Source organism: Uliginosibacterium paludis (genome assembly GCF_039631355.1).
GTDB lineage: Bacteria > Pseudomonadota > Gammaproteobacteria > Burkholderiales > Rhodocyclaceae > Uliginosibacterium > Uliginosibacterium paludis.
The window spans coordinates 53450-78598 of record NZ_JBDIVF010000013.1; the positions used below are offsets into that span (position 1 = coordinate 53450).

The window sequence follows — 25149 nt, forward strand, 5'->3', positions numbered from 1 at the left end:
GCGGCTCTTTCAGGCCTTACTTACTTGCTGGCCGCGACGCGGACCATCTCCAGCACCTTGTTGGAGTAGCCCCACTCGTTGTCATACCAGGACACGACCTTGACGAAGGTGGAGTCCAGCGCGATACCGGCGTCGGCATCGAACACCGAGGTGCAGGGTTCGCCACGGAAGTCGGTCGACACGACCTTCTCGGTGGTGTAGCCCAGCACGCCCTTCATGGCGCCTTCGGAGGCAGCCTTCATGGCAGCGCAGATCTGCTCGTACGAAGCTTCCTTGTTCAGCTCGACGGTCAGGTCGACCACGGAGACGTCGGAAGTCGGCACGCGGAAGGACATGCCGGTCAGCTTCTTGTTCAACTCGGGGATCACCTTGCCCACAGCCTTGGCTGCACCGGTCGAGGACGGGATGATGTTCTCGAGAATGCCGCGGCCGCCGCGCCAGTCCTTGTTGGACGGGCCGTCAACGGTCTTCTGGGTGGCGGTGGCAGCGTGCACCGTGGTCATCAGGCCGCGCTTGATGCCGAAGGTGTCGTTGAGCACCTTGGCGACCGGAGCCAGACAGTTGGTGGTGCAGGAAGCGTTGGAGATGATGGCCTCACCTGCGTAGCTGGTGTGGTTCACGCCATACACGAACATCGGGGTGTCGTCCTTCGACGGAGCCGACATCACGACCTTCTTGGCGCCGGCGGCGAGGTGCTTGTCAGCGCCCCACTGGCCGCTCTTCTCGAGGAACAGGCCGGTCGATTCGACGACCACGTCGGCGCCGACTTCGTTCCACTTCAGGTTGGCGGGGTCGCGCTCGGCGGTCAGGCGGATGCGCTGGCCGTTGACGATCAGGGTGTTGCCTTCAACCGAGACTTCACCCTTGAACTTGCCGTGCACGGAGTCGTGCTTGAGCATGTAGGCGAGGTAGTCAGGCTCGAGCAGGTCGTTGATACCAACGATCTCGATGTCCTTGAAGTTCTGCACGGCGGCGCGGAACACCATGCGGCCGATGCGGCCGAAACCATTGATGCCGACTTTGATTGCCATCTTGTCTTACTCCTGAGAACAAAAATAATTGTTGAACAATCCACCACCATCGCGTGCTGCGCCGAGCCTCGTTGCACGGCGTCACCGGGTCGGGGGAAGGCCCCCGGTGCGCGAAACCAGCAGTCTAAACCAGCTTGGTGACTGCTTCGACCACCTTTTCAGGCGTGAAACCGAAATGCTTGAACAGCGTGCCGCCGGGGCCGGATTCGCCGAAGCGGTCCATGCCGATGACAATGCCATCCAGGCCGACATACTTGTACCAGCCGTCCGTGACACCTGCTTCGATCGCCACGCGCGGCAGGCCCTTGCCGAGCACGGCCGCCTTGTAGGCCGCATCCTGCTGGTCGAACAGGCGGTTGCAGGGCATCGAGACCACGCGTACCGGCACACCGGCCTCGGCCAGCTGCTTCTGCGCGGCCAGCGCCACGCCTACTTCCGAACCGGTGGCGATGATCACCGCCTTCGCGTCAGCGGCGTCGACCAGCACGTAGCCACCCTTGCGGATGTCGGCCAGTTGCTGGGCGCTGCGGGTGTTGAAGGGCAGGTTCTGGCGCGTGAGTGCCAGCAGGGTCGGGCCGTCTGCGCGCTCGATGCCGTGGATCCAGGCCACCGAAGCTTCAGTGGTGTCGGCCGGACGCCAGACGTTCAGGTTCGGGATCAGGCGCAGCGAGGCGGTGTGCTCCACCGGCTGGTGGGTCGGGCCGTCTTCGCCGACGCCGATCGAGTCGTGCGTGAACACCATCACCTGGCGGATGTGCATCAGCGCGGCCATGCGGATCGCGCTGCGGCAGTAGTCCGAGAACACCAGGAAGGTCGCGGTGTAGGGAATGAAGCCACCGTGGAGCGCAATGCCGTTGGCAATCGCCACTTCGGCAAACTCGCGCACGCCGTAGTTGATGTAGTTGGCATCCGCGACGCCCGGCAGGAAGTCCTTGGTGCCGGACCAGTGCGTCAGGTTCGAGCCGGCGAGGTCGGCAGAGCCGCCGAGCAGTTCGGGCAGGGCGGGCGCCAGCGCTTCGATGGCGTTCTGCGAAGCCTTGCGGGTGGCGATGGTTTCGGCCTTGGCCTGAACCTTTTCGATCAGTGCATCCGCAGCCGCCTTGAAGCCGGCCGGCAGTTCGCCTGCCAGACGACGCTTGAGTTCGCTGGCCAGCTCCGGATGAGCCGCAGCATAGGCGGCAAAAAGCGTGTTCCACTCGCCTTCGGCCTTGGCGCCTGCAGCCTTGGCATCCCACTGGGCGTAGATGTCAGCCGGCACTTCGAACGCCGGATGGTTCCAACCGATCGCCTTGCGCGTACCGTCGATTTCGGCTGCGCCCAGCGGCGCGCCATGAGAGTCGGAGGTGCCTGCCTTGGTCGGCGCGCCTGCGCCGATGGTGGTGCGGCAGATGATCAGGGCGGGACGTTCCGCGTCGGCCCTGGCTTCGAGTGTGGCGGCCTGCAGGGCCGCAGCGTCGTGGCCGTTGATCGGGCCGATCACTTGCCAGCCGTAGGCTTCAAAGCGCTTCCGGGTGTCGTCGGCGAACCAGCCATCGACTTCGCCGTCGATCGAGATGTTGTTGTCATCGTAGTAGGCGGTCAGCTTGCCGAGCTTCCAGAGGCCGGCCAGCGAGGCCACTTCATGGCTGATGCCTTCCATCAGGCAGCCGTCGCCGAGGAAGACCCAGCTGCGGTGATCGACCACATCAAAACCCGGGCGGTTGAACTGGGCAGCGAGCATCTTTTCGGCCAGTGCAAAGCCCACGGCATTGGCGAGACCCTGACCCAGCGGGCCGGTCGTGGTTTCGACGCCCGGGGTGTAATGCACTTCGGGGTGGCCCGGAGTTTTGGAACCCAGCTGGCGGAATTTCTTCAGCTCGTCGATCGGCAGGTCGTAGCCGGTCAGGTGCAGCAGCGCATACAGCAGCATCGAGCCGTGACCGTTGGAGAGCACGAAGCGGTCGCGGTTGCTCCAGCCCGGATTGGCCGGGTTGTGGCGCAGGTGGCGGCGCCACACGACTTCCGCGATCTCGGCCATGCCGAGCGGCATGCCGGGGTGTCCGGAGTTGGCTTGCTGGACGGCGTCCATGGCCAGTGCGCGCAGGGCTCCGGTAAGCGGAGTGAAGTCGATGCTGGGGGTTCTGGAGTTCATGTTGATCAGGTGCGGGCCGCGAGAGGTCTGGAGCCGTTCATTATCTGACATCGAAGACGGGCGCGCCACCCGTGTGATAGCCGTGAATTACGAATTTCCCTCAAGACGATAGCCGAGGGTGTGCGGGTTCCGCTTGACGGAGCGCAAGAGCCCCGGGTTTAGGCGCTGCGGGCGATCCGGCTGTTTTCGAGCAGAGCCTTGATGCGCGGCAGCAGGATGACCTGAAGCGCGAGTTCGATCTGGCTGCCGGGCAGGACGATGGTGTTGGGCCGGGTCATCCAGGCACCATGGAGCAGGGTCAGCAGCTCGGGAAAATTCACGCCGGCCGGGTTGCGGAAGGAAATCACCACCAGGGTTTCGTTGGGTAGCGGGATGTCCTTGGCCGCAAAGGGATTCGAGGTGTCGACGATGGGTACGCGCTGGAAGTTGATATGGGTGCGCGAGAACTGCGGCACGATGGTATGCACATAGTCGTGCATGCGGCGCAGGATCGTCGTCTGCACCGCTTCCAGTGTGTGGCCACGCTCCTGCGTGTCACGCATCAGTTTCTGGATCCATTCCAGATTGATGGTCGGCACCACGCCGATCAGCAGGTCTGCCTTGCCGGCAATGTCGACTTCATCGGTGACTACGCCGCCATGCAGGCCCTCGTAGAACAGCAGTTCGCTGTCTTCAGGCAGCGGCTGCCAGGGCGAGAAGCTGCCCACCGGGCTGGCAAAGGTCTGGGCCGTTTCTTCGTCATGGATGTAATGACGGGTCCGGCCCTGGCCGGTTTCGCCATATCCGGCGAACAGTGCTTCAAGCTCGGGAAAGAGGTTCGCTTCCGGGCCGAAATGGCTCGGTCCGCGTTCGCCGCGGGCTTCCGCCGCGAGAATCAGCGAACGCATCTCGCTGCGCGTGTAACGGTGGAAGGCGTCGCCTTCCACGCGGGCGGCACGGATGCCTTCGCGGCGGAAAATGTGGCCGAAGGTCCGGGAGATCGTCGAGGTACCCGCGCCGGAAGATCCGGTGACGGCGATAACGGGGTGACGGACCGACATCAGCGATGTGCCTGCAGCCAGGTCAGCCACTCGCCATGCAGCGCGGGGCTGGAGGCGAGGACGACGGCGCGTTTGGGCAGCGGCGCAGGCTCGAGCGGCCCGCCATCGAGCACTCCATAGCTGCCACCGGCTTCCGCCAGGATCAGGCGGCCGGCCGCGTAATCCCACAGCGCCTGGCCGCCGTGCAGATAGACATCCAGCCGCCCGGCTGCCACGAAGCACCACTCCAGCGCCGAGGAGCCGAAGTTGCGCTGCGAATAGTAGGGCGGCGTCATGACCAGGTTGGCGGCCAGGGTGTTCGGGATGCGCTTGAAGTCGATGCCGGCCACGGCCACGTTGAGCCGCGTTGCCGGCGCACGCAGGGGCAGGCGGCGGCCGTTGAGCCAGGCGCCTTCGCCGCGGGCGGCATAGAAGGATTCGTCGGTGGTCGGGTTGTAGACCACGCCGAACTGGGTTTCGCCGCCCACCATGTAGGCCACCGATACGGCAAACAGCGGGATGCCGTTGGCAAAATTGGTGGTGCCATCGATCGGGTCGATGCACCAGACCCCTTCCTGTCCGGCCTCCCAGCATTCAAGCTGCTGCGCGGCCGTCATCTCTTCGCTGATGACCGGGGCGTCCAGCACTTCGGGCAGACGCTCGAGCAAGGCCTGCTGCGAGGCCAGGTCGGCAGCGGTCAGCGAGCTGCCGTCTTCCTTGAACTCGCGAGCAGCACGCAGGAAGTGCGGCATGATGGCTTCGCGGGCGACATCGCGGACGACGGATTCCAGGGCACGGGCGCGGGACAGGGGAGGCATGGCGCAGTCGGCGGAAAGGGGTCGGAAAACGGGGGAGTTGCGAAGCGCAAGCCCGATATAATGAGCCATTGCACGGGCAGGCGTTCCGTGCGCAGCCCAGAAGATGATAGCACCATGCCTCCGCGCTTCCATTGCCCCTTGCCACTGGCCGAAGATCTGAGCCTGCGCCTGCCTGACGAGGTGGCTCACCATGCCTTGCGCGTGCTCCGGCTGCGTTATGGCGAGCCTGTCCGGGTCTTTGATGGCAAGGGCGCGGAGTTCGACGCCGAGCTCGTGAAGCTTGACGGCGAAGCGGGCGTGAAGCTGGGCCGGCCGGTGGAGGGCGAGCGCGAGGCGCCGTTGCAGGTCACCCTGGTCCAGGCCCTGGCGGTGGCGGACAAGATGGACTGGATCGTGCAGAAGGCCGTCGAGCTGGGGGCCGTGGCGGTCCAGCCGGTTGAAGCCGAGCGGTGCGTGCTGAAGCTTGTCGGCGAAAGGGCGGGCAAGCGCGTTGAGCACTGGCGACAGGTGGCCGTGTCGGCTGCCGAGCAATGCGGTCGCCGCCGGCTCTGCGAGGTGGGCGAACTGCGGCGGCTGCCGCAATGGCTGGCAGGCAACGTGCAGGGCGAGCGCTGGATTCTTTCGCCCGACGAGGGTGAAGCGCTGTCTGCAATGCCGCGGCCCGAGGGCCCGGTGAGCCTGCTGATCGGGCCCGAAGGGGGCTGGAGCGAAGGCGAGCTGGCGGCGGCGCGCGCGGCGGGCTGCCGGCCGGTGCGACTGGGGCCGCGGGTATTGCGCACCGAAACTGCCGGGCTGGCGGCCCTGGCTGCGATGATGGCCCTGTGGGGCGACTTTTGAAATGGAAAAAATGAACCAGGATCTGCGGGTACTCAGTGCCAACCTTTCGGCCGCGGTGCGGATGAACGACGATGAAGCGATCCGCTTCGTGGACTGGGTGCGTGGTGCTGCGCCCTACTTCCACGCCTTCCGTGGCAAGACCTTCGTGCTGGCCTTCGGCGGCGAGGTGGCCCAGGCCGGCGAGCTGATGCAGGATCTCTGCCACGACTGCAACCTGCTTGCAGCGCTGGGCGTGCGACTGGTCCTGGTGCATGGCGCGCGTCCCCAGATCGAAGCCGAGCTGACGCGCCGCGGCCAGGAGTCCCACTATCACAACGGCGTGCGCATCACCGACGAGGCGGCGCTCGATTGCGTCAAGGCCGCGGTCGGCGTCACCCGTATCAACATCGAGGCCGCGCTCTCGCAAGGCCTGCCCAATACGCCCATGGCCGGCGCCTACATGCGCGTGACCGGCGGCAACTTCATCACCGCGCGGCCGCTGGGCGTGGTCGATGGGGTCGACTTCCAGTACACCGGCACGGTGCGGCGCGTGATCGTCGAAGAGATCAAGGCCGACCTCGATCAGCAGAACGTGGTGCTGATTTCGAATCTGGGCGTGTCGCCCTCGGGCGAGATCTTCAATCTCGTCATGGAAGACGTGGCCGAAGCCGTGGCGATCGCGCTGCAGGCCGAGAAGCTCATCTACCTGTGCGACGCACCGGGTCTGCTGGACGCCGAAGGCCGCCTCATCGAGGCCATCACGGCCGACGAAGCCGAGCGCAAGCTGGTGGCCGGGCTGGGGCTCACCGAAGACCTGCACCTCTTCCTGCCGCGCGCCATCAAGGCGGTCCGCAAGGGCGTGGCACGGGCTCACCTGATCGACCGCGACAAGGACGGTGGCCTGCTGCTCGAGTTCTTCACCCGCCAGGGCGTGGGCACCATGGTCAGCCGCGAGCCGCTGCACCGGGTCCGCCAGGCGCACATCGACGATGTCGCCACGCTGCTGCAATTGCTGGCGCCGCTGGAGGCCGACGGCACCCTGGTGCGCCGCGGCCGCGAGCTGATCGAGATGGAAATCGAGCGCTTCACGCTCGCCGAGCATGACGGCGTCGTGGTCGGCTGTGCTGCGCTGTATCCCTTCGCCGAAGAGAAGATGGCCGAGATGGCTTGTCTCGCGGTCACGCCGGAGTTCCGTCGCGCCGGTCTGGGCGAGCGCCTGATGCAGCACATTTCCGACCGCGCCCGGCAGGGCGGCTTCAAGGAGCTCTTCGTGCTGACCACCCGCACCGAACACTGGTTCCGCGAGCGGGGGTTCCGCGAGGCCGGGCCGGAGGAGCTGCCGGAACGCAAGCGCGATCTCTACAACTTCCAGCGCCGCTCGAAGATCTTCATCAAGGCCCTCTGAGCGCCGTGTTCTCCCGCCTGACCGCCCTGCTGGTTCCCGCTGTGCCAGGCCGGGCGGGCTGGCGCTTGCGCAGCAACCTGTACGCCGCGCTGTGCGGCGTTCTTGCCGGCGGCTTCGAGACCGTACTGACATGGCGCCGGGCGGGCTTGTCCGGTGAAGGCGTGCTCGACGGCATTCCGGTGGCGATCGTCGTGGGCGTGTCGGTCAGGCTGGCTTTTGCGGCCGCACACCGCCTCTCGGAGCAGCGGGGGCAGCATCTGCTGGCCATTCTGGACGGCGCGGAGGCCACGCCTCCGTCACCGGATCTTGGTGGTGGCTGGTCTGCGCTGGAGCACGCAGCCCGGGCGTTGCGGCTGCAGTGCGAACAGCGCGACACGCGTATTGCCGAGCTCGAACACGCCCTTGCGTTCTACCAGCCGCTTGCCGACGACATGCCCGGCCTCGAAATGCTGTTCGATGGCGAAGGCCGCCTGATCTGGACCAATCCGGCGCTGCATTGCCTGACGGGCTATACCCGCGAGGAATGCGCCGAGGCGGGTGAAGCCGGCGTGCCCTGGGTCTATCTGCGCGATCGCCCGATGATGCGCGACCAGCTGGCGCGCACCCAGCGGGGCGAGGCCGACATGAAGGGCGCTGCCGCCGAGAGCATCGAGATGCGGGTCCAGCACCGCAACGGCACGCTGCGCTGGTATGCCTGCCGCTGGTATCCGCTGCGCGATGCGGCGGGTGTCGTGATCGGCACGCGCTTTTCGGCACGCGACGTCCAGGCGCGCAAGGATGCCGAGCTCAAGCTGCTCGAAAACCTTGCCGCCCTGCGACGGGCCCAGGCACTCAAGGAACATTACCTGGGCCGGAGTAATGACGAACGCATGCGCCTTGGTGTGCTCCTCGACATCGTCCGGCTCGGCATCCTGTTCATCGATGACGATCACCGGGTGATCTACGCCAACCAGGCCTGTGCCGACATCTGGCGACTCGGTCACCGCGACGCATTGATGGGCGTGCGGGTCGAACAGCTTGTCGACCAGACGCGTTCCCAGCGTGCCGATGAAGAGGCGCACCTGCGCCATGTCCGTGAAATGCTGCATCAGGGCGTGGCCGAGACGCGCTATCTGATCCAGTGCGTCGATGGTCGCGTGATTGATGAACGCAGCGCCATCGTCCGGGCGGCGGATGATGGCAGCAGCATTGGCCGGGTCTGGATCTTCGAGGACATCAGCGAACAGCTGCGCCTGCAGGCCACGCTGGCCGGCATGGCTGAGCGCGACGCACTGACCGGCGCCTACAACCGGGGCCGCTTCGAGGAGGATTTCGACCGCATGCTGGCAGATGCCGCACGCCATGGTGATTCGGTCGGCCTGCTGTGCTTCGGCGTCGACAACTTCGATGAGGTCGTTCGCCATCACGGCTGGGCGGCCGGAGACCGCCTCCTGCAGCGCGTGGCGACCGTGTCCGGCTCCAGCCTGCGTCGCAACGAACTGCTGTTCCGCACCGGACCGGCGACGTTTGCCGTCCTGCTCAGCCGGACTTCACCGCTGAGCATGAATCATCTGGTCGAGCGCATGGCCCTGCGAACGCGGGGCGGCAGTGTGGCGAGCGAGATCGACGCGGAGCTGAGCTATGGCATGGCCCTCACGCCCGAGCATGGCCGGGACGCGGCGCAACTGCTGCGTGCCGCCACCCAGGCGCGAAGCCGCGCCCGCACGCAGGGCACGCATCACTGGTGCATGGCCTTGCCCGGCGAGGGGGAAGATGAGGGATACTTCGCGGCCAGACATTTTCCGCCCGCACCGGGAACCCTCCAGTGAGTCACGACACGCCCCGCAAACCTCGCGAAGTGCCTTGCCCGACCTGTGGCAAGCCTGCGCTCTTCGTGCCCGAAAACCGTTTCCGCCCCTTCTGTTCGGAGCGCTGCAAGCTCATCGACATTGGTGCCTGGGCCTCCGGCGCCTATGTGGTGCCGGGCCAGGAAGAGCCGCTGTCCGACGAGACGCCGCCGCGCAACTGAATCGGCTTTCGTCTTGCCGAGCCGTTGCATCGAGCCCCGTCCTGGAGCCGCGTCGCCTTTGCTTGCGAGCCCGGTACGACACGCTTTGCTGCGCTCCGGGCGCCCTGCGAAACACGCATCCTCTTGTGCACTCAGTACACCGGCATGTAGGGCGCATTGAGCACAGCGAACTGCGCCGCATGGGCGAGAAGAATGCCGCAAGGCGTTTTCCCGAGGAGCCTTGCGGTGGGCATGGAGGGCTCATGTGCTGGTGATGCTCCGGCTGTTTCGGCGCGCTTCGCTACGCTCAGTGCGCCCTACGGCAGACCCAAGGCGCATCATCCTGCAATCCCAGCACCCAGCACCCAGCACCCAGCACCCAGCACCCAGCACGTAGGGCGCATTGAGCGCAGCGAACTGCGCCGCATGCGTGAGCACGAATGCGGTGGTGAGTTTTCTTCCGGCGCTTCGCAGCGGGTGCGGAAGGCCGGACGTGTCGGTGATGCGAAATGACTGCTTCGGCGCGCTTCGCTTCGCTCAGGGCGCCCTACGGCAGACCCAAGGCGCATCATCCTGCACTCTCAGCACCCAGCACGTAGGGCGCATTGAGCGCAGCGAACTGCGCCGCATGCGTGAGCACGAATGCGGTGGTGCGTTTCCTTCCGGAGCTTCGCGGCGGGTGCGGAAGGTCGGACGTGTCGGTGATGCGCACTGGCTGCTTCGGCGCGCTTCGCTTCGCTCAGGGCGCCCTACGGCAGACCCAGGGCGCATCATCCTGCACTCCCAGCACCCAGCACCCAGCACGTAGGGCGCATTGAGCACAGCGAACTGCGCCGCATGCGTGAGCAGGAATGCGGTGGTGCGTTTCCTTCCGGCGCTTCGCGGCGGGTGCGGAAGGCCGGACGTGTCGGTGATGCGCAATGGCTGCTTCGGCGCGCTTCGCTTCGCTCAGGGCGCCCTACGAAACTCAGCACTCAGTTCCAAGCCCCGCGAATCATGGCGATGCCATGTGCGCCGTGGCTGCGGGCGAGTTCCATGTCTTCGGGGCGCAGGCCGCCAATGGCCAGCACCGGCATCGGCAGGTCGGCGATGAGCTCGCCGAATCGGCTCCAGCCCAGATCGGCCTGACCGGGGTGGGTCGGGGTCTGCAGCACATGGCCCAGCAGCGCGTAATCGAGCCCCAGTGTCGCAGCATGTTCGAGTTCGGCGCGCGTGTGGCAGGAGGCTCCTACCCATTCGCCTTCGGGCCGTTGCGCGCATTGCATCAGCAGGCGGGCGGGCAGATGCAGGCCCCGGGCCGGCGCGAATCCTTCCGGCAGTTCGGCCGCGTTCAGGCTGCACAGCGCACCGGCTGCCGCGCAGCGGTTTTCCACTTCACGCATGAAGGCCGTGCGTTCGGCGAGCGGCATGTCGGGTTCGCGCACCTGTACCCATTTGAGGCCCGCGGCCAGGGCGCGGTCGAGCGCTGCGAGCTGGGGGGCGATACCGACTTGGGCGGCCTGGGTCACGCCCATCGCGCGCGGCAGGCGCAGGGCCTTCAGGATGGGGCCGTTGGCTGGCAGCATGGGGCCGACTTCGAGTGATTCGGCACGCTGCCAGGCCAGCGCGGCGTGCACATGGGTCTGCAGTTCGCCATGCCAGCGCGGGACTTCGAAGAAATGCAGATTCACATGAGCGTGCTCGTAGACATGCTCGCGCGTCAGCCAGGGATGGGCGGCTTCCACCGTGATGCCCAGTTCCTCCTGCAGTTCGCGCACCAGCGCTTCGTGTGGCGTTTCGCCCGGCTCGACCTTGCCGCCGGGAAATTCCCAGTAGCCGGTGTAATAGGTTTCGGGCGCGCGCTGGCCCAGCAGGAAGCTGCCGTCGGGGCGGGTGATGATGGCAGCGGCAACATGAACGATCTTCTTCATCGGAATCTCTGTGTGTCAGGCGGGGGTAGAGGGACTGCCGACAAGGCAGACCTGGCGGGCATGAATGTCGTCGAGCGCGTCGAGGATCAGCGCCTTACCGTCGATCTCCGCGGCGGCCATCGTGTCGCGGATCAGCGCCGGCGTGAGCGCTTCGAGCGCGGGCAGCGAGACCGGGGCATAGGAAAGATGCCAGGGCTCGACATGCAGGCCGCCGCGTTCGATGTCATAGGGGCGAAAGAAGCCGAAGCGCGCCATGTTGCGGTCCAGCCAGTCGCTGAGGAAGGCGAAGATGCCATTGGCCGCGTATTCCTCCGGCAGGAGCTGGAGCTGGTAGCCCTCCGGCATGGCGGCGAGATCGAAGACATCGAACTCGCTGCCCCAGTGATGGCGGCTGGCGCCGGGCAGGGCGGACCATTCCAGGATCGCGCTCATGCGGCGCGGCTCGTCCAGACGGTCGTAATCCATCGGCTGGCCTGCCGCGTCGTAGAGCGTGCGCTCGCCGCGCCACTTGGCCTGCCAGATCCGCTTCTGGCCGTTGAAATCACGGAAGGCGCTGGCTACGCGCAGATCGATGCGTTCGGACGCTGCGGATTCACGCATTTTCAGGAAGGCGAGCGCGGCTTCCGGATGGGCGCGGAAGCTGCTGCCATCGCTGAAGCTGAATTCGCGCACATGGCTGCTGCTGCGTCCGGTGAGCTGATCGGCGTCCAGCACCATGCTCTCAGCCTTCCAGCCGGCCGGCGTAGTCGCGCGCGAATTGCCAGGCCACGCGGCCGGTGCGCGAAGCGCGTAGCTGCGACCAGAGCAGCGCTTCATGACGGATGCCGTCGTCCCACGCGGCGAGATCGACGCCGAACACCGCCAGCCAGTGGCGCACGATGTCGAGATACTCGTCCTGATTGAAGCTGTAGAAGCTGACCCACAGACCGAAACGCTCGGAGAGCGAGACCTTCTCCTCCACCGCTTCGCCCGGATGCAGCTCGCCTTCGCCGTGGCGGGTCTGCAGGTTTTCCGAGAAGTATTCCGGCATCAGGTGACGGCGATTGCTGGTGGCATAGATCAGCACATTGTCGGGCACGGCGGAAAAGCTGCCGTCGAGCACGCTCTTGAGCGCCTTGTAGGCCGGCTCGCCGTCTTCGAAGGAGAGATCGTCGCAGAACAGGATGAAGCGCTCCGGCCGCTCGGCGACCAGATCAACGATGTGAGGCAGGTCGACGAGATCGGCCTTGTCGACTTCGATCACCCGGAGGCCTTGTCCGGAATATTCATTCAGCATGGCGCGGACCAGCGTGCTCTTGCCGGTGCCGCGTGCGCCGGTGAGCAGCACGTTGTTCGCTCGGCGCCCCGCGACGAACTGGCGCGTATTGGCATTCACGCGCTGTTTCTGGTCATCGATGTCGCGGAGGTCATCGAGCCGCACAGGCTGCAGGTGATGCAGGGCCTCGAGCCAGCCGCGGCCCTGGCGGGTGCGCCAGCGGTGGGCCAGCGCGCTCCAGTCGGTGGCCGGCGTGGCCGGCGGCAGCAGGGATTCGACCCGGCTCAGGAGCTGTTCGGCGCGGACGACGAGGCGCTGCAGATCGTCTGGATTCATGATTTCGGCGCTTGGGGAGAGAGCGGGCAAGTATACTTCCCGCTTCCGTCCATGAGGGTGACCGGCATGAAGCGATTCGGGGGCTTGGTGTTTTTCGTTCTGGCAGCGTGCAGTACGCAGCCCCCTGCACCGGTCCTGCCGGCTGCCCCGATGCCTCCGGCGGCAAGCCCCGTCGATGCGAGCAGCTGCCCGGTGACGCCGGTCTGCCCGGTGAAACCGGAAACCCCGCCCGAGGCGCCGCCCGCGCCGGCCTATGTGGCGGCCGAGTGGGAGGCCTTGCCGCAGTGGCGCAGTGATCGCATCGAAGAGGCCTGGCCCGGCCTGATCGCCTCTTGCAAGGCGATGCGTGCGCCGACGATCAAGGCGGCCTGGCAGGAGGTCTGTGACGCGGCGCGGGCGCTGGGCGACAAGCCGGGCGCCGAAGCCATGCGCAGCTTTGTCGAATCCCGCCTGCGGCCGCTGGAGCTCAACAATGCCGATGGCACGAAGGAAGGCCTGATTACCGGTTACTACGAGCCGCTGATTCTGGGCAGCCGCTGGAAGAGCGCGAAGAACGCGGTGCCGGTGCATGCGGTGCCGGACGATCTGCTGCAGCTCGACTTGGGCGAGGTCTATCCGGAAACGAAAACCCTGCGCCTGCGTGGCCGCATCGAGGGCCGCAAGGTGCTGCCCTACTGGTCGCGGGCGCAGATCGAAGCGAAGGGCGACGCTTTTCCGGCCAAGGTACTGCTGTGGGCGCAGGACCCGATCGATTTCTTCTTCCTGCAGGTGCAGGGCTCGGGTCAGGTGCAGCTCTCCGACGGCAGCCGCGTGCGCATCGCCTATGCCGACCAGAATGGCCACCCCTACAAATCCATCGGCCGCTGGCTGATCGACCAGGGCGAGCTGACACTGCCGCAGGCGAGCGCGCAGGGCATCCAGAAATGGGCGCGCGAGAATCCGCAGCGACTCTCCGAGCTGCTCAATGTGAATCCGAGCTATGTGTTCTTCCGTGAGGAAGCCAGCAATGGCGAGGGGCCCAAGGGCTCGCTGGGCGTGCCGCTGACGGCTGCGCGCGCGATCGCGGTGGATCCGCGCAGCATTCCGCTGGGTGTGCCGGTGTTCATCAGCTTCACGATGCCGGACGGCAAGCCGATGCAGCGTCTGGTGATGGCGCAGGATACCGGCGGCGCGATCCGCGGCCGGGTTCGCGCAGACTTCTTCTGGGGCTTCGGCGCCGAGGCCGGCAAGCTGGCCGGGCAGATGCGCCAGCAGGGCCGGATCTGGGTGCTGTGGCCCAAGGATGCGCCGCTGCCGGTGGTCGACGGCGTGAAACCGGCTGCCTGATAGCGCAGATCAGGGCAGCGCCAGCTGCCCCGGCGTCTGCGCCTTCGGTGCGCAGTGGCGCAGGTAGCGTTCGATGGCGTAGTCCGCGGTGAAGCGCTGAAGGCGCGCCTCGTCGATGACAGGGTAATACGCCAGCGCGGCATCGATCCGGTTCGCCAGTTCGGCCGGCGCATTGCGCGGGCAGAGGAAGCGGGCCAGTTCGCCGGTCAGGATTTCGCGCGGACCGGTCGGGCAATCGGTCGAAACAACCGGTGTGCCGAGGATCAGGGATTCGATCAGCACCGTCGGCAGGCCTTCGCTGTCGGATGACATCGCGAACAGCGAGGCGTGGCGAACCCAGGGATAGGGGTTGTGCTGGAAGCCCGGCAGCAGCACCTTGTCCTGCAGGCCCAGTCGCGCAATCAGCGCATGCAGCTCGTCGAGCCAGATGCGGTCGCTGTCGGTATAGGTGTCGCCGAGCAGCACCAGCATGTGGGTCTGGCGCGCGCGGCTCTGTGCGAAGGCTTCGAGCAGCACGTCCTGCCGCTTGCGCCGGTCCAGCTTCGCGGCATAGACGATGTAGGGCCGCTCAAGCGGCCGCGGCCTGGCTTCAGCCAGACGGCGCAGGCGCGAGAAGTCGAAGGGGTTGTAGATGGTCACCATACTGGCGGGCCGGATCCCCATGTCACGGATCAGCTCGGCCTGCAGGGCGTCCGACACCGTGACCAGATGGCGGCCGGAATATTCCAGCCGGAAGCGCGTGCGCCACTTCAGCCAGCGGAAAAGCCGCTTCGCGCCGGTCTTGCGGCCCAGCTTGTGCTGGAAGTATTCCCGCATCGAGTTGCGGTAGCGCACATAGACCTTGCTCAGGCCCGCGATGAAGGACAGGCGATCCGCATCCTCGGCGTTGGAGATGAAGAAGGCAAAGCGTTCCCCGTCACTCTCGAGCTGCTGGACCAGTCGGCGCAGTCGCCAGGCCAGCATCAGTTTGTTCAGCAGAGCATTGCGGCAGAGCTGGCCGTCTTCCGACAGGCTGTGCACCGGCAGCCAGTCCGGCAGCTGGTGCTGGATCTGCCTGCGCACCAGGATCAGCTGAGGCGCATGTCCCTTGCGCCGGAAACCTTCCGCCAGATTGAGCGTGACGCGCTCAGCACCGCCGCCAATCATCGAGTCGATCAAGAGGCCGATCTTCATTGCCGGTCGTTCCGGGAAGCTGGGAAACGCGGCAGTCTAGGCTTCCGAAGAGAAGGCGGCTAAGGATCTTTGCATATCTTGTCAATTGTCACAAAGTGCAACAAATCCGTTTTTCGGGGCGCGATCCGTGATAAACGTCACGATGGAATGAAAAAAGCCCTGCCGGCGGGGCAGGGCTTTTGGAGTGGGCCAAGGGCGCTCAGGCGGCGGGCGCTTCTTCTTCACCCAGATAGGCGCTGCGCACCTTCGGATCATTGAGCAGCTCCTGGCCGCTGCCCGCGATCGTGATCCGGCCGCCATCCATCACATAGCCCCGGCTGGCGAATTCGAGCGCCAGGTTGGCGTTCTGCTCGACCAGCAGGATGGTCATGCCTTCCTGCACCACGGTCTGGATCACCTCGAAGATCTTCTCTACCACCAGCGGCGCGAGACCCATCGAGGGCTCGTCGAGCAGCAGCAGCTTCGGGCGGGAGAGCAGCGCGCGGCCGATCGCCACCATCTGCTGCTCACCGCCGGAGAGCGTGCCGGCAACCTGCGCCAGACGCTCCTTCACCCGCGGCAGCATCGTGTAGACGCGCTCCAGGTCGGCTTCGATGCCTTCCTTGTCGTTGCGGATGTAGGCGCCCATGCGCAGGTTTTCTTCCACCGTGAGGCGGGTGAAAATGCCTCGGCCTTCCGGCACCAGGGCCAGCCCCTGACGCAGGCGGAGGTGGGCCGGCATGGCGGCGATGCTGCTGCCGTTCATGAGCAGGTCGCCGCTCTTGATCGGCAGCGTGCCGGAGATGGCGTTCAGCGTGGTCGTCTTGCCGGCCCCGTTGGCGCCGATCAGGCAGACCAGTTCGCCGCTGTGCAGTTCGAGGTCGATGCCCTTGACGGCCTGGATCTGGCCGTAGGCGATCTGCACATCCTTGAGTTGCAGGACGGGCGTCTTGTTCTCAGTGGGCATGGCTGCTCCCCAGGTAGGCTTCGATCACTTCAGGGTTCTTCTGCACCACGGCCGGCACGTCCTCGGCGATCTTCTTGCCGAAGTTGAGCACCGCGACGCGGTCGCACAGCCCCATGACCAGCTTCACGTCGTGTTCGATCAGCAGCACGGTCACGCCGTCCTTGCGGATGGTCGAAATGAGTTCGCGCAACTGGGTGGTTTCGGTCGCGTTCATGCCGGCGGCCGGTTCGTCGAGCGCCAGCAGCTGCGGTTCGGTAGCCAGTGCGCGGGCGATCTCGAGACGGCGCTGATCGCCATAGGAGAGATTGCGGGCCAGCGTCGTCGCGTGGCGTTCGATGCCGACATAGCGCAGCATTTCCATGGCGCGCATGGTGATCAGGCGCTCTTCCTCGCGGGCATGGCGGTTCTGCGTGAGGATGCCCCACAGCGTGGAGTCGGAGCGCAGGTGATGGCCGGCCATCACGTTCTCCAGCGCCGTCATTTCGCGGAACAGGCGGATGTTCTGGAAGGTCCGGGCGATGCCGCGTGCCACCACTTCATGCGGCTTGCCGTAGGGCAGCTCGCTGCCGGCGAAGATGAATTCGCCGCCATTGGGCGTGTAGGCGCCGGTCAGCACGTTGAAGAAGGTGGTCTTGCCGGCCCCGTTGGGGCCGATCAGGCCGTAGATCTCGCCCTTGCGGATGGTCAGCGACACATCGGTCAGGGCGGTCAGCCCGCCGAAACGCTTGCCGATATTCTTGGCTTCAAGCAGCGTGATGCTCATGCTTCTGCCTTTCCGGCGCCGGCCAGTTCGGGTTTGGAATAGCGCGCATGGGCGGGCAGCAGGCCAGCCGGGCGCAACAGCATCATCAGGATCATCGCGAGCGAGAGCAGCAGCATGCGCAGCACTTCGGGATCGAGCAGCACATGGCCGAAGAGCGCCTGCTGCACCGGTAGTGCAAAGCTGCGCAGCAGCTCCGGCAGCAGCGAGAGCGCGATGGCGCCGAGGATCACGCCGCCGAGGTTGCCCATGCCGCCGAACACGATCATCGTGAGGATCGCGATCGATTCCATCAGCGAGAAGGATTCCGGCGACACGAAGCCCTGGAAGGCGCCGAACAGGCCGCCTGCCACGCCGCCGAAGGTCGCACCCATCGAGAAGGCGAGCAGCTTCATGTTGCGCGTGTTGATGCCGATAGCCTTGGCAGCGAGCTCGTCATCGCGGATGGCGGCCCAGCCGCGGCCGATGCGCGAGATCTGCAGGCGCCGGATCACGAAGACCGAGCCGACGACGAAGAGCAGGAACACGTAGTAGTACAGCACCAGCGAGTTGATGCGGAAGTTCTCGGTGAGCTGGATGTTGCGCGAGAGATCCCAGCCGAAGAGGTTCAGCGTGTCGAGCATGTTGATGCCCTGAGGCCCGTTCGTGACATTGATCGGGTGGTTCAGGTTGTTCATGAAGATGCGCACGATCTCGCCGAAGCCCAGCGTTACGATCGCGAGATAGTCGCCGCGCAGCCGCAGCACCGGTGCCCCGAGGATCAGGCCGGCCACGGCCGCGAAAAAGGCCCCCAGCGGCAGCACGATGTAGAAGGGCAGGTGCAGGCCGAAGTGCGGCGAAGCGAGGAAGGCCCAGGTGTAGGCGCCGACCGCGTAGAACGCGATGTAGCCCAGGTCGAGCAGGCCGGCGAAGCCAACCACCAGGTTCAGGCCCAGTGCGAGCATCACGTAGAGCAGCGCGAAGTCAAGGATGCGCACCCAGGTGTTGCCTGCGGTCACGGCAATCAGCGGGGCGATCAGCATCAGCGCCAGCACCAGGGCCCGGGCTGCTTTCGGGTTGTGCTTGCCGAGCCAGGGGATGCCTTCTGCAAGTTCGTTCATGTGGAATGGTTCCGGAAAAAAGTGAAATCAGGCGCGGTCAGACACGCGTTCGCCAAGCAGGCCGGTCGGGCGGAAGATCAGCACGATGCCGAGGATCACGAAGGCGAAGATGTCCTGGTAGTTGGACGAGAGCAGTTCGAAACTGCCGCCGTTGGCGCAGGTTTCGGTCAGGTTGGCCGACATGGCCCAGGCCGGCAGGTTGCACAGGTCGGTGATCGTGCCGAGGTAGCCCGCGCCGATCGACTCGACCAGGCCCAGCACCAGCCCGCCGACCATTGCACCGCCCAGATTGCCGATGCCGCCCAGCACTGCGGCGGTGAAGGCCTTGATGCCGGGAATGAAACCCATCGCATAGTGCGCCACGCCGTAGTTGGTGGCGTACATCACGCCGGCCACTGCGGCCAGCGCGGAGCCCAGCACGAAGGTGGTAGCGATGATCTTGTTGGTGTCCACGCCCATCAGGCTGGCCACGCGGTGGTTCTCGGCCGTGGCACGCATGGCGCGGCCCAGCTTGGTTCTGGTGACGAGCAGGATCAGCCCGACCATCAGCAGCGCCGAGCTCACCAGAATGATGACCTGCACCGGCGTGATGAACACGCCTGCCACCGGTTGCAGCGGCGTGGTGTCGATCAGCGGCGGGAAGCTGTGGTAGTTGCGGCCCCAGATGATCATCGCCAGGGTCTGCAGCAGGAAGGAGACGCCGATGGCCGTGATCAGCGGTGCCAGGCGCGGCGCGTTGCGCAGCTTGCGGTAGGCGGTCCGCTCGATGATGTAGCCCATCGCCATGCACACAGCCATTGCCACGACGAGGGCAATCAGCAAGGTGGGTACGGCGCCGAGGGCGGGCCAGGTCTTCTGGATGAAGAGCACGACCTGCAGCGACACGAGCGCGCCCACCATGAGCACGTCGCCGTGAGCGAAATTGATCAGGCCCAGAATGCCATAGACCATGGTGTAGCCCAGGGCGACAAGCGCATACACGCTGCCCACCACGAGGCCATTTACGATTTGCTGGAGCAGGGTTTCCATGATCCCGTATTCAGTGAAAGTAAACCAAAGTTGTAAAAAAATCAGGCCTGTGCGGCCTGAAACCGGCGGATTGTCCGGGCTCCAAACAATGTGTCAAGAAGCCAGATCAAAAAGGCGGAGCGGAAGCGAACGGGGCGCCATCGGCGCCCCGTCTGCCTGCGCCGTCAGGCGCTTACTTCAGTGCTTCCCAGGCCCCGGCCTTGAACTGGTACATGGTGATGGCGCCGTACTTCGTGTCGCCGTTGGCATCAAATGCCACTTCACCAGTCACGCCCTTGAAGTCCACCTTCTTCAGGAAGGGCAGATACTTCGCGGGATCCGCCGAGTCGGCAGCCTTCATGCCTTCGATGATCGCGGCGGCCGCGTCATACGAATACGGAGCATAGATCTGCACATCGGCGCCGAAGCGCTTCTTGAAGCGGTCCTTGAAGGTCTTGTCGGCGATCTGGTCCAGCGGCAGGCCGGCCTGCGTGCAGAAGGCGGCGTCAGACATCGCGGCGCCGGCCAGCTTGATGAATTCCGGCGTGCAGCCGCCGTCACCGGTCACGAACTTGGCAGTGATGCCCAGCTGCTTGACCTGCTTGAGCATCGGGCCGCCCTGGGCGTCCATGCCGGTATAGACGATCACGTCCGGCTTCTGGGCCTTGATCTTGGTGAGGATGGCGAGGAAGTCGGTTGCCTGGTTGTTGGTGAATTCACGCGAGCTGACCTTGCCGCCGGAAGCCTTGACGGCCTTTTCCACTTCGTCAGCCAGACCCTGGCCGTAGGCGGTGCGGTCATCGATGATCGCCACGGTCTTGCCGAGCTTGGTCGCGGCGTATTTGCCGATCACCGAGCCTTGCTGGGCGTCGTTCGCCATCGTGCGGAACACCGTCGCGAAACCCTGATGCGTCAGCGTGACATTGGTGGCGGACGGCGAAATCATCGGGATGCCAGCCTGGTTGTAGATGCGCGAAGCCGGAATCGTGGTGCCCGAGTTCAGGTGGCCGACCACGCCCTTCACGCCTGCATCGACCAGACGCTGGGCGACGATGTTGCCGGTCTTGGGGTCGGCGGCGTCATCTTCGCCGACGAGTTCGAACTTGATCTTCTTGCCGCCAATGGTCACGCCCTTGGCGTTGTATTCCTCGAGTGCGAGACGCGCGCCATTCTCGTTGTCCTTGCCGAGGTGGGCGATGTTGCCGGTCAGGGGGCCGACGTGGCCGATCTTGACGACTTCCTGTGCCTGGGCCAGACCGCTGGTGATGCCGAATACCGCAAGTGCAATCAAGGTTTGCTTCATTGAACAGCCTCCACAAGAAAATATTGGCCCGACTGAAGCGGAATGCCGGTCGGGCAGGGCACCCCTCAGGGATGTTACACAATGTGATTTTTTGTGACTGAGCGGAAAGCCCTTATCTGACGAGCCACCCAGCATGAGGGATGACGTTGCAAATTCCGGGCCACTTGGTTCGACGGGAATACGAGAATAGGTTTCGTTCAGGCCGGGCGCTAGTCTCGAAAGGACTTGTTGACCGCTTTTCCTGTCGTCATGCGCTTCTCCGCTGTCCTGCTTCTTCTTGTTGTCTGCTTTTCGGGCTGTACGAGCACGCAGGCTCCGCTCGAGCCGGGCAGGACGCGTCTGTCCGAACTGGTGCGTCAGCTGGGCCAGCCCACCATGGTGTGGTCGGAGGGAGACGGCACCCTGCTGGTGGAGTTTGCACGCGCCGACAAGGGCGGCGCCAACTTCATGGCCCGCGTCTCGCCGGATGGCGTGATGCAGAGCCTGCAGGATGTGCTGACCGATGCGCGCGTGGCCACGCTGGTGCCGGGCATGTCGCGCGATCAGGTCCGCCGCCATCTGGGGCAGCCGGTGCAGATCGAGAATGGCAAGGAGGGCGAGATCTGGCACTGGCCGCTGGACTCCCGCCGCCCCGCTCAGTGGCAGATCGATGCCCATTTTGGTGCAATGGGTAATCTGGAGTCGGTGGAGCGCACCCGTATCGTGCTGGGCGCGCGCGATACGGTGCGTCAGGCTGGTCAGAAAATACGCTCCAACCTATAATTGCGCGCTTCCGAGGAGCGCTGCGAGGTCATTCGCGATCCCAGGCTCGGAAGCTCGCGCGCCCCGCCGCGCGCAGCCCGATTCAACGGCGCTCACCGCTTCATGCAGATCTCATGCGGAAAGCCGGTGAGCCACGATCTCTCCCCTTCTGCCCGAGCTGTCCGAAGCGTTGATGAACGCCCCGGAGAATTCCCCATGCAAGCCGATCGCACCCAAGAAATCCAGACCCTGCTCCAGCAACGCATCCTGATCCTGGATGGCGGCATGGGCACCGAGATCCAGCAATACAAGCTCGCCGAGGCTGACTACCGCGGCACGCGCTTCGCCAATCATGGCAAGGATCTCAAGGGCAACAACGACCTGCTGGTGATCACCCGCCCGGACGTGGTCGGCGCGATCCACCGCGAATACCTCGAAGCCGGCGCCGACATCATCGAGACCTGCACCTTCAACGGCACGCGCGTGTCGCAAGCCGAATACGGCCTGCAGGACTACGCCTACGAAATCAACGTGGCCGGCGCGAAGCTCGTGCGTGAGCTGTGCGACGAATACACCGCGAAGAACCCGGCCAAGCCGCGCTACTGCGCCGGCGTGATCGGCCCGACCTCGCGCACCCTCTCCATCTCGCCGGACGTGAACGATCCCGGCTACCGCAACATCAGCTTCGACGAACTGGTGGACGACTACTACGACTCGGCCCGTGCCCTGATGGAAGGCGGCGCCGATCTGCTGCTGATCGAGACGGTGTTCGACACCGCCAACGCCAAGGCCGCGATCTTCGCCGTGCTCAAGCTCTTCGATGATCTGGGGCGCAAGTTGCCGGTGATGATCTCCGGCACCATCACCGATGCCTCGGGCCGCACGCTCTCGGGCCAGACCGCCACGGCCTTCTGGAACTCGCTCAAGCATGTCAAGCCGATCAGCTTCGGTCTCAACTGCGCGCTGGGCGCGAAAGAATTGCGGCAGTACGTGGCCGAGCTCTCGGGGGTGTGCGATACCTATATTTCCGCGCACCCGAATGCCGGCCTGCCGAATCCGCTCGCACCGACCGGCTACGACGAAACGCCCGAGCAGCTGGCCGCAGACATCAAGGATTGGGCCGAGTCCGGCTTCCTGAATATCGTCGGCGGTTGCTGCGGCACGCGCCCCTCGCACATCAAGGCGGTGGCCGACACGGTGGCGAACATGGCGCCGCGCGCGATTCCCGCGCTGGAAGTGCGGCAGGCGCTCTCGGGTCTGGAGCCCTTCTTCATCGGTCGCGACAGCCTCTTCGTGAACGTCGGCGAGCGCAACAACGTGACCGGTTCGCGCGCTTTCGCGAAGATGATCATCGAAGGCCGCTTTGAGGATGCACTGGCCGTCGCCCGCCAGCAGGTTGAAAACGGCGCGCAGGTCATCGACATCAACATGGACGAGGCCATGCTCGATTCAAAGGCCTCGATGGAGCGCTTCCTCAAGCTCATCGCCGCCGAGCCGGATATCGCCCGCGTGCCGGTGATGATCGACTCCTCGAAGTGGGAGGTGATCGAAGCCGGCCTCAAGTGCATTCAGGGCAAGGGCATCGTCAATTCCATCTCGATGAAGGAAGGCGAAGAGATCTTCCTGCATCACGCGAAGCTCTGCATGCGTTATGGCGCGGCAGCGGTGGTGATGGCTTTCGACGAGAAGGGCCAGGCGGACACCTATGCGCGCAAGATCGAGATCTGCAAGCGCGCCTACGACTTGCTGATGACGATCGGCTTCCCGCCCGAAGACATCATTTTCGACGCCAACATCTTCGCGATTGCCACCGGCATCGAAGAGCACAACAACTACGCGGTCGACTTCATCGAAGCGGTGCGCTGGATTCACCAGAATCTACCGCACGCCAAGACCAGCGGCGGCGTGTCGAACGTGAGCTTCTCCTTCCGCGGCAACGACGCGGTGCGCGAAGCGATCCACACCGTCTTCCTCTTCCACGCCATCAAGGCGGGGCTGACGATGGGCATCGTCAACGCCGGCCAGCTCGGCGTGTATGACGATCTGGAGCCCACCCTGCGCGCCAAGGTGGAAGACGTGGTACTCAACCGTCATCCTGAGGCCGGCGAGCAGCTCGTCGAATTCGCGCAGACCGTGAAGGGCCAGGCCAAGGAACAGGTGCAGGATCTTGCCTGGCGTGAGTGGCCGGTCGAAGAGCGCCTGTCGCATGCATTGGTGAAAGGCATCACCCAGTTCGTCGTCGAAGACACCGAGGAAGTCCGCGCCAAGCTGGAGGGCGAGGGCAAACCGCCGCTGGCCGTGATCGAAGGCCCGCTGATGGATGGCATGAGCGTGGTGGGCGACCTCTTCGGCGCCGGCAAGATGTTCCTGCCGCAGGTGGTGAAATCCGCGCGCGTGATGAAGTCCGCCGTGGCCCACCTGATCCCCTATATCGAGGAGGAGAAAAAGCGCAGCGGTGCTGCCGCCAAGGGCAAGATCATCATGGCCACGGTGAAGGGCGACGTGCATGACATCGGCAAGAACATCGTCGGCGTCGTGCTCGCCTGCAACGGCTACGAAGTGGTCGATCTGGGCGTGATGGTGCCTTGCGACAAGATTCTCGCCGCGGCGAAGGAGCATGGCGCGCAGGCCATCGGCCTCTCCGGCCTGATTACGCCGTCATTGGAAGAAATGGCCTTCGTCGCCAGCGAGATGAAGCGCCTCGGCTTCGGTGGTGAAAACGCGGTGCCGCTGCTGATCGGTGGAGCCACCACCAGCCGCGCCCACACCGCCATCAAGATCGCACCGAACTACGACGGCCCGGTGGTCTACACACCGGACGCCTCGCGCGCCGTCGGCGTGGTCACCAGCCTGCTCTCCACCGAGCAGCGCGCTGGTTACGTTGCCGAAGTGGCGGCGGACTATGAAAAGCTGCGCGCCCAGCACGCGGCCAAGAGCGGCGTGAAGCTCGTCTCGCTGGCCGCTGCACGCGCCAACCGCTTCAAGTGGAACAACGATCCGTCATACGTTCCGGCCAAGCCCGCGCGCCCCGGCCACCAGCGCCTGCGCAACATCGATCTGGCCACGCTCGCCGAGTACATCGACTGGGGCCCCTTCTTCCAGACCTGGGATCTGGCCGGCCCTTACCCCGCGATTCTGGAAGACGAAATCGTGGGCGAAACCGCACGCAACGTTTTCCGCGACGCGCAGGCCATGCTCAAGACGGCCATCGAGCAACGCTGGATCGAAGTGCACGCCGTGTTCGGCCTCTACCCTGCCGCCGCGCAGAACGACACGGTGCTGATCTACAAGGACGAGTCGCGCTCTGAGGTGGTCGCGCAGTGGCACGGTCTGCGCCAGCAGCACGAACGCCCGGCCGGCAAGCCCAACTACTGCTTGAGCGACTTCATTGCCGATGCGGACTCGGGCGTGCCGGACTGGATCGGCGCGTTTGCCGTCTCCGCAGGCCGTGGGCTCGAGCCGCGCATCGCCGCGTACGAGGCTGCGCATGACGACTACCACGCCATCATGCTCAAGGCCATCGCCGACCGCTTCGCCGAAGCCGCCGCCGAATGGCTGCATCAGCGCGTGCGGCGCGAGTACTGGGCCTACGCCGCCGATGAAACGCTGGACAACGCCGCGCTGATTGCCGAGCAATACAGCGGCATCCGCCCCGCCCCCGGCTACCCGGCCTGCCCGGACCACACTGCCAAGGGCGAGCTGTTCCGCCTGATCAATCCGACTGACGCGATCGGTCTGGAAATCACCGAAACCTTCGCCATGTACCCGGCAGCGGCGGTTTCCGGCTTCTACTTGGCCCATCCGGACGCGCACTACTTTGCGGTGAGCAAGATCGGCGAAGACCAGATGCAGGACTGGGCGGCACGGGCGGGCTTCAGTGAGGCCGAGGCGAAGCGGTGGCTGGCGCCGATTCTTTGACTCGTGCGTGTGCGTGAAATGACAAAGGGGCCGAGAGGCCCCTTTGTTGTATTTGCATGGGGGAAAATATTAGGGGGCAGGGTTGCGCTCCCGAGTTCGACAGTTCGTCGCGTAAGTTGTTGATTCGTATATGAGCGAATCTCAAACGTGCCCCTACAAGAAAGTG

The 25149-nt window shown here is 65.1% G+C and carries 20 protein-coding genes and 1 riboswitch; of the genes, 7 read left to right on the plus strand and 13 right to left on the minus strand.

Features of this window, described 5'->3' with window-relative positions:
* Nucleotides 1–20 precede the first annotated feature (20 nt).
* The 4 genes from gap to ABDB87_RS18915 form a co-directional block, all read right to left on the minus strand.
* The gene (gene gap / locus ABDB87_RS18900) at nucleotides 21–1031 is read right to left on the minus strand and encodes a type I glyceraldehyde-3-phosphate dehydrogenase (protein WP_345929998.1); all 1011 of its coding nucleotides are present in this window, start codon (nucleotides 1029–1031) and stop codon (nucleotides 21–23) included.
* A gap of 124 nt (nucleotides 1032–1155) precedes the next feature.
* A complete protein-coding gene (tkt, locus tag ABDB87_RS18905; protein ID WP_345930000.1) occupies nucleotides 1156–3162 on the minus strand; it encodes a transketolase in 2007 nt (668 codons plus the stop codon).
* A 158-nt stretch (nucleotides 3163–3320) separates the two neighbouring features.
* Nucleotides 3321–4202 (minus strand): phosphoribulokinase, encoded by an 882-nt coding sequence (locus tag ABDB87_RS18910; RefSeq protein ID WP_345930002.1) that lies wholly within the window; start codon nucleotides 4200–4202, stop codon nucleotides 3321–3323.
* Nucleotides 4202–4999 carry an inositol monophosphatase family protein gene (locus tag ABDB87_RS18915; RefSeq protein ID WP_345930004.1) on the minus strand — a complete coding sequence of 266 codons (798 nt, stop codon included), beginning with the start codon at nucleotides 4997–4999 and terminating at the stop codon, nucleotides 4202–4204. Before ABDB87_RS18915 ends, ABDB87_RS18910 begins: the two co-directional genes overlap by 1 nt.
* A gap of 114 nt (nucleotides 5000–5113) precedes the next feature.
* On the opposite strand from ABDB87_RS18915, the gene ABDB87_RS18920 reads away from it, so the two are divergent.
* The 4 genes from ABDB87_RS18920 to ABDB87_RS18935 all read left to right on the plus strand — a co-directional run bounded on the left by ABDB87_RS18920 (nucleotide 5114) and on the right by ABDB87_RS18935 (nucleotide 9228).
* Nucleotides 5114–5836: a 16S rRNA (uracil(1498)-N(3))-methyltransferase gene (locus ABDB87_RS18920; protein ID WP_345930007.1), complete on the plus strand. Its 723-nt coding sequence runs from the start codon at nucleotides 5114–5116 to the stop codon at nucleotides 5834–5836.
* Nucleotides 5837–5897: 61 nt separating this feature from the next.
* Entirely contained in the window at nucleotides 5898–7220 is a 1323-nt protein-coding gene (gene argA, locus ABDB87_RS18925) for an amino-acid N-acetyltransferase (RefSeq protein WP_345930038.1), read from the plus strand.
* 5 nt (nucleotides 7221–7225) lie between these two features.
* Nucleotides 7226–9028 (plus strand): sensor domain-containing diguanylate cyclase, encoded by a 1803-nt coding sequence (locus ABDB87_RS18930; protein ID WP_345930009.1) that lies wholly within the window; start codon nucleotides 7226–7228, stop codon nucleotides 9026–9028.
* Nucleotides 9025–9228: a DNA gyrase inhibitor YacG gene (locus ABDB87_RS18935; RefSeq protein WP_345930011.1), complete on the plus strand. Its 204-nt coding sequence runs from the start codon at nucleotides 9025–9027 to the stop codon at nucleotides 9226–9228. Before ABDB87_RS18930 ends, ABDB87_RS18935 begins: the two co-directional genes overlap by 4 nt.
* 953 nt (nucleotides 9229–10181) lie before the next feature.
* Here the strand turns inward: ABDB87_RS18935 and ABDB87_RS18940 are convergent.
* Genes ABDB87_RS18940 through ABDB87_RS18950 form a run of 3 tightly spaced genes read right to left on the minus strand, consistent with a single transcriptional unit; the run spans nucleotide 10182 to nucleotide 12708 of the window.
* Nucleotides 10182–11117, minus strand: coding sequence for a Nudix family hydrolase (locus ABDB87_RS18940; protein WP_345930013.1), 936 nt, complete (start codon nucleotides 11115–11117; stop codon nucleotides 10182–10184).
* A 15-nt stretch (nucleotides 11118–11132) separates the two neighbouring features.
* Nucleotides 11133–11834, minus strand: a complete 702-nt coding sequence (locus tag ABDB87_RS18945) for a M15 family metallopeptidase (RefSeq protein WP_345930016.1) — start codon at nucleotides 11832–11834, stop codon at nucleotides 11133–11135.
* A 4-nt stretch (nucleotides 11835–11838) separates the two neighbouring features.
* Complete coding sequence (locus ABDB87_RS18950) at nucleotides 11839–12708, minus strand: ATP-binding protein (RefSeq protein WP_345930018.1); 870 nt, start codon at nucleotides 12706–12708, stop codon at nucleotides 11839–11841.
* Nucleotides 12709–12858: 150 nt separating this feature from the next.
* Between ABDB87_RS18950 and mltA the strand changes: the two genes are divergently transcribed.
* A complete protein-coding gene (gene mltA / locus ABDB87_RS18955; protein WP_345930021.1) occupies nucleotides 12859–14034 on the plus strand; it encodes a murein transglycosylase A in 1176 nt (391 codons plus the stop codon).
* 9 nt (nucleotides 14035–14043) lie between these two features.
* Here mltA and ABDB87_RS18960 read toward each other — a convergent pair whose 3' ends face one another.
* The 6 genes from ABDB87_RS18960 to ABDB87_RS18985 form a co-directional block, all read right to left on the minus strand.
* Complete coding sequence (locus ABDB87_RS18960) at nucleotides 14044–15207, minus strand: glycosyltransferase (protein ID WP_345930023.1); 1164 nt, start codon at nucleotides 15205–15207, stop codon at nucleotides 14044–14046.
* Between the two features lie 199 nt (nucleotides 15208–15406).
* A complete protein-coding gene (locus ABDB87_RS18965; RefSeq protein WP_345930025.1) occupies nucleotides 15407–16153 on the minus strand; it encodes an ABC transporter ATP-binding protein in 747 nt (248 codons plus the stop codon).
* Nucleotides 16143–16916, minus strand: coding sequence for an ABC transporter ATP-binding protein (locus ABDB87_RS18970; protein WP_345930027.1), 774 nt, complete (start codon nucleotides 16914–16916; stop codon nucleotides 16143–16145). The genes ABDB87_RS18965 and ABDB87_RS18970 overlap by 11 nt, the downstream gene beginning before the upstream one ends.
* Nucleotides 16913–18013, minus strand: coding sequence for an ABC transporter permease subunit (locus ABDB87_RS18975; RefSeq protein ID WP_345930029.1), 1101 nt, complete (start codon nucleotides 18011–18013; stop codon nucleotides 16913–16915). The genes ABDB87_RS18970 and ABDB87_RS18975 overlap by 4 nt, the downstream gene beginning before the upstream one ends.
* Before the next feature lie 27 nt (nucleotides 18014–18040).
* The gene (locus tag ABDB87_RS18980) at nucleotides 18041–19042 is read right to left on the minus strand and encodes a branched-chain amino acid ABC transporter permease (RefSeq protein ID WP_345930030.1); all 1002 of its coding nucleotides are present in this window, start codon (nucleotides 19040–19042) and stop codon (nucleotides 18041–18043) included.
* A 172-nt stretch (nucleotides 19043–19214) separates the two neighbouring features.
* Nucleotides 19215–20324: a branched-chain amino acid ABC transporter substrate-binding protein gene (locus ABDB87_RS18985; RefSeq protein WP_345930031.1), complete on the minus strand. Its 1110-nt coding sequence runs from the start codon at nucleotides 20322–20324 to the stop codon at nucleotides 19215–19217.
* Between the two features lie 228 nt (nucleotides 20325–20552).
* Between ABDB87_RS18985 and ABDB87_RS18990 the strand changes: the two genes are divergently transcribed.
* Both ABDB87_RS18990 and metH read left to right on the plus strand, forming a co-directional pair.
* Nucleotides 20553–21086 (plus strand): hypothetical protein, encoded by a 534-nt coding sequence (locus ABDB87_RS18990; protein WP_345930032.1) that lies wholly within the window; start codon nucleotides 20553–20555, stop codon nucleotides 21084–21086.
* Between the two features lie 6 nt (nucleotides 21087–21092).
* A riboswitch (S-adenosyl-L-homocysteine riboswitch) is annotated at nucleotides 21093–21187 on the plus strand.
* A gap of 94 nt (nucleotides 21188–21281) precedes the next feature.
* Nucleotides 21282–24983: a methionine synthase gene (gene metH / locus ABDB87_RS18995; protein ID WP_345930034.1), complete on the plus strand. Its 3702-nt coding sequence runs from the start codon at nucleotides 21282–21284 to the stop codon at nucleotides 24981–24983.
* The last annotated feature ends 166 nt before the right edge of the window (nucleotides 24984–25149 follow it).

Excerpts from the sequence above, each read along its gene's own strand:
- gap (WP_345929998.1), bottom strand. The coding sequence starts at position 1,031 with ATGGCAATCAAAGTCGGCATCAATGGTTTCGGCCGCATCGGCCGCATG.
- tkt (WP_345930000.1), bottom strand. The coding sequence starts at position 3,162 with ATGAACTCCAGAACCCCCAGCATCGACTTCACTCCGCTTACCGGAGCC.
- ABDB87_RS18910 (WP_345930002.1), bottom strand. The coding sequence starts at position 4,202 with ATGTCGGTCCGTCACCCCGTTATCGCCGTCACCGGATCTTCCGGCGCG.
- ABDB87_RS18915 (WP_345930004.1), bottom strand. The coding sequence starts at position 4,999 with ATGCCTCCCCTGTCCCGCGCCCGTGCCCTGGAATCCGTCGTCCGCGAT.
- ABDB87_RS18920 (WP_345930007.1), top strand. The coding sequence starts at position 5,114 with ATGCCTCCGCGCTTCCATTGCCCCTTGCCACTGGCCGAAGATCTGAGC.
- argA (WP_345930038.1), top strand. The coding sequence starts at position 5,898 with ATGAACGACGATGAAGCGATCCGCTTCGTGGACTGGGTGCGTGGTGCT.
- ABDB87_RS18940 (WP_345930013.1), bottom strand. The coding sequence starts at position 11,117 with ATGAAGAAGATCGTTCATGTTGCCGCTGCCATCATCACCCGCCCCGAC.
- ABDB87_RS18945 (WP_345930016.1), bottom strand. The coding sequence starts at position 11,834 with ATGGTGCTGGACGCCGATCAGCTCACCGGACGCAGCAGCAGCCATGTG.
- ABDB87_RS18950 (WP_345930018.1), bottom strand. The coding sequence starts at position 12,708 with ATGAATCCAGACGATCTGCAGCGCCTCGTCGTCCGCGCCGAACAGCTC.
- mltA (WP_345930021.1), top strand. The coding sequence starts at position 12,859 with ATGCCTCCGGCGGCAAGCCCCGTCGATGCGAGCAGCTGCCCGGTGACG.
- ABDB87_RS18960 (WP_345930023.1), bottom strand. The coding sequence starts at position 15,207 with ATGAAGATCGGCCTCTTGATCGACTCGATGATTGGCGGCGGTGCTGAG.
- ABDB87_RS18965 (WP_345930025.1), bottom strand. The coding sequence starts at position 16,153 with ATGCCCACTGAGAACAAGACGCCCGTCCTGCAACTCAAGGATGTGCAG.
- ABDB87_RS18970 (WP_345930027.1), bottom strand. The coding sequence starts at position 16,916 with ATGAGCATCACGCTGCTTGAAGCCAAGAATATCGGCAAGCGTTTCGGC.
- ABDB87_RS18975 (WP_345930029.1), bottom strand. The coding sequence starts at position 18,013 with ATGAACGAACTTGCAGAAGGCATCCCCTGGCTCGGCAAGCACAACCCG.
- ABDB87_RS18980 (WP_345930030.1), bottom strand. The coding sequence starts at position 19,042 with ATGGAAACCCTGCTCCAGCAAATCGTAAATGGCCTCGTGGTGGGCAGC.
- ABDB87_RS18985 (WP_345930031.1), bottom strand. The coding sequence starts at position 20,324 with ATGAAGCAAACCTTGATTGCACTTGCGGTATTCGGCATCACCAGCGGT.
- metH (WP_345930034.1), top strand. The coding sequence starts at position 21,282 with ATGCAAGCCGATCGCACCCAAGAAATCCAGACCCTGCTCCAGCAACGC.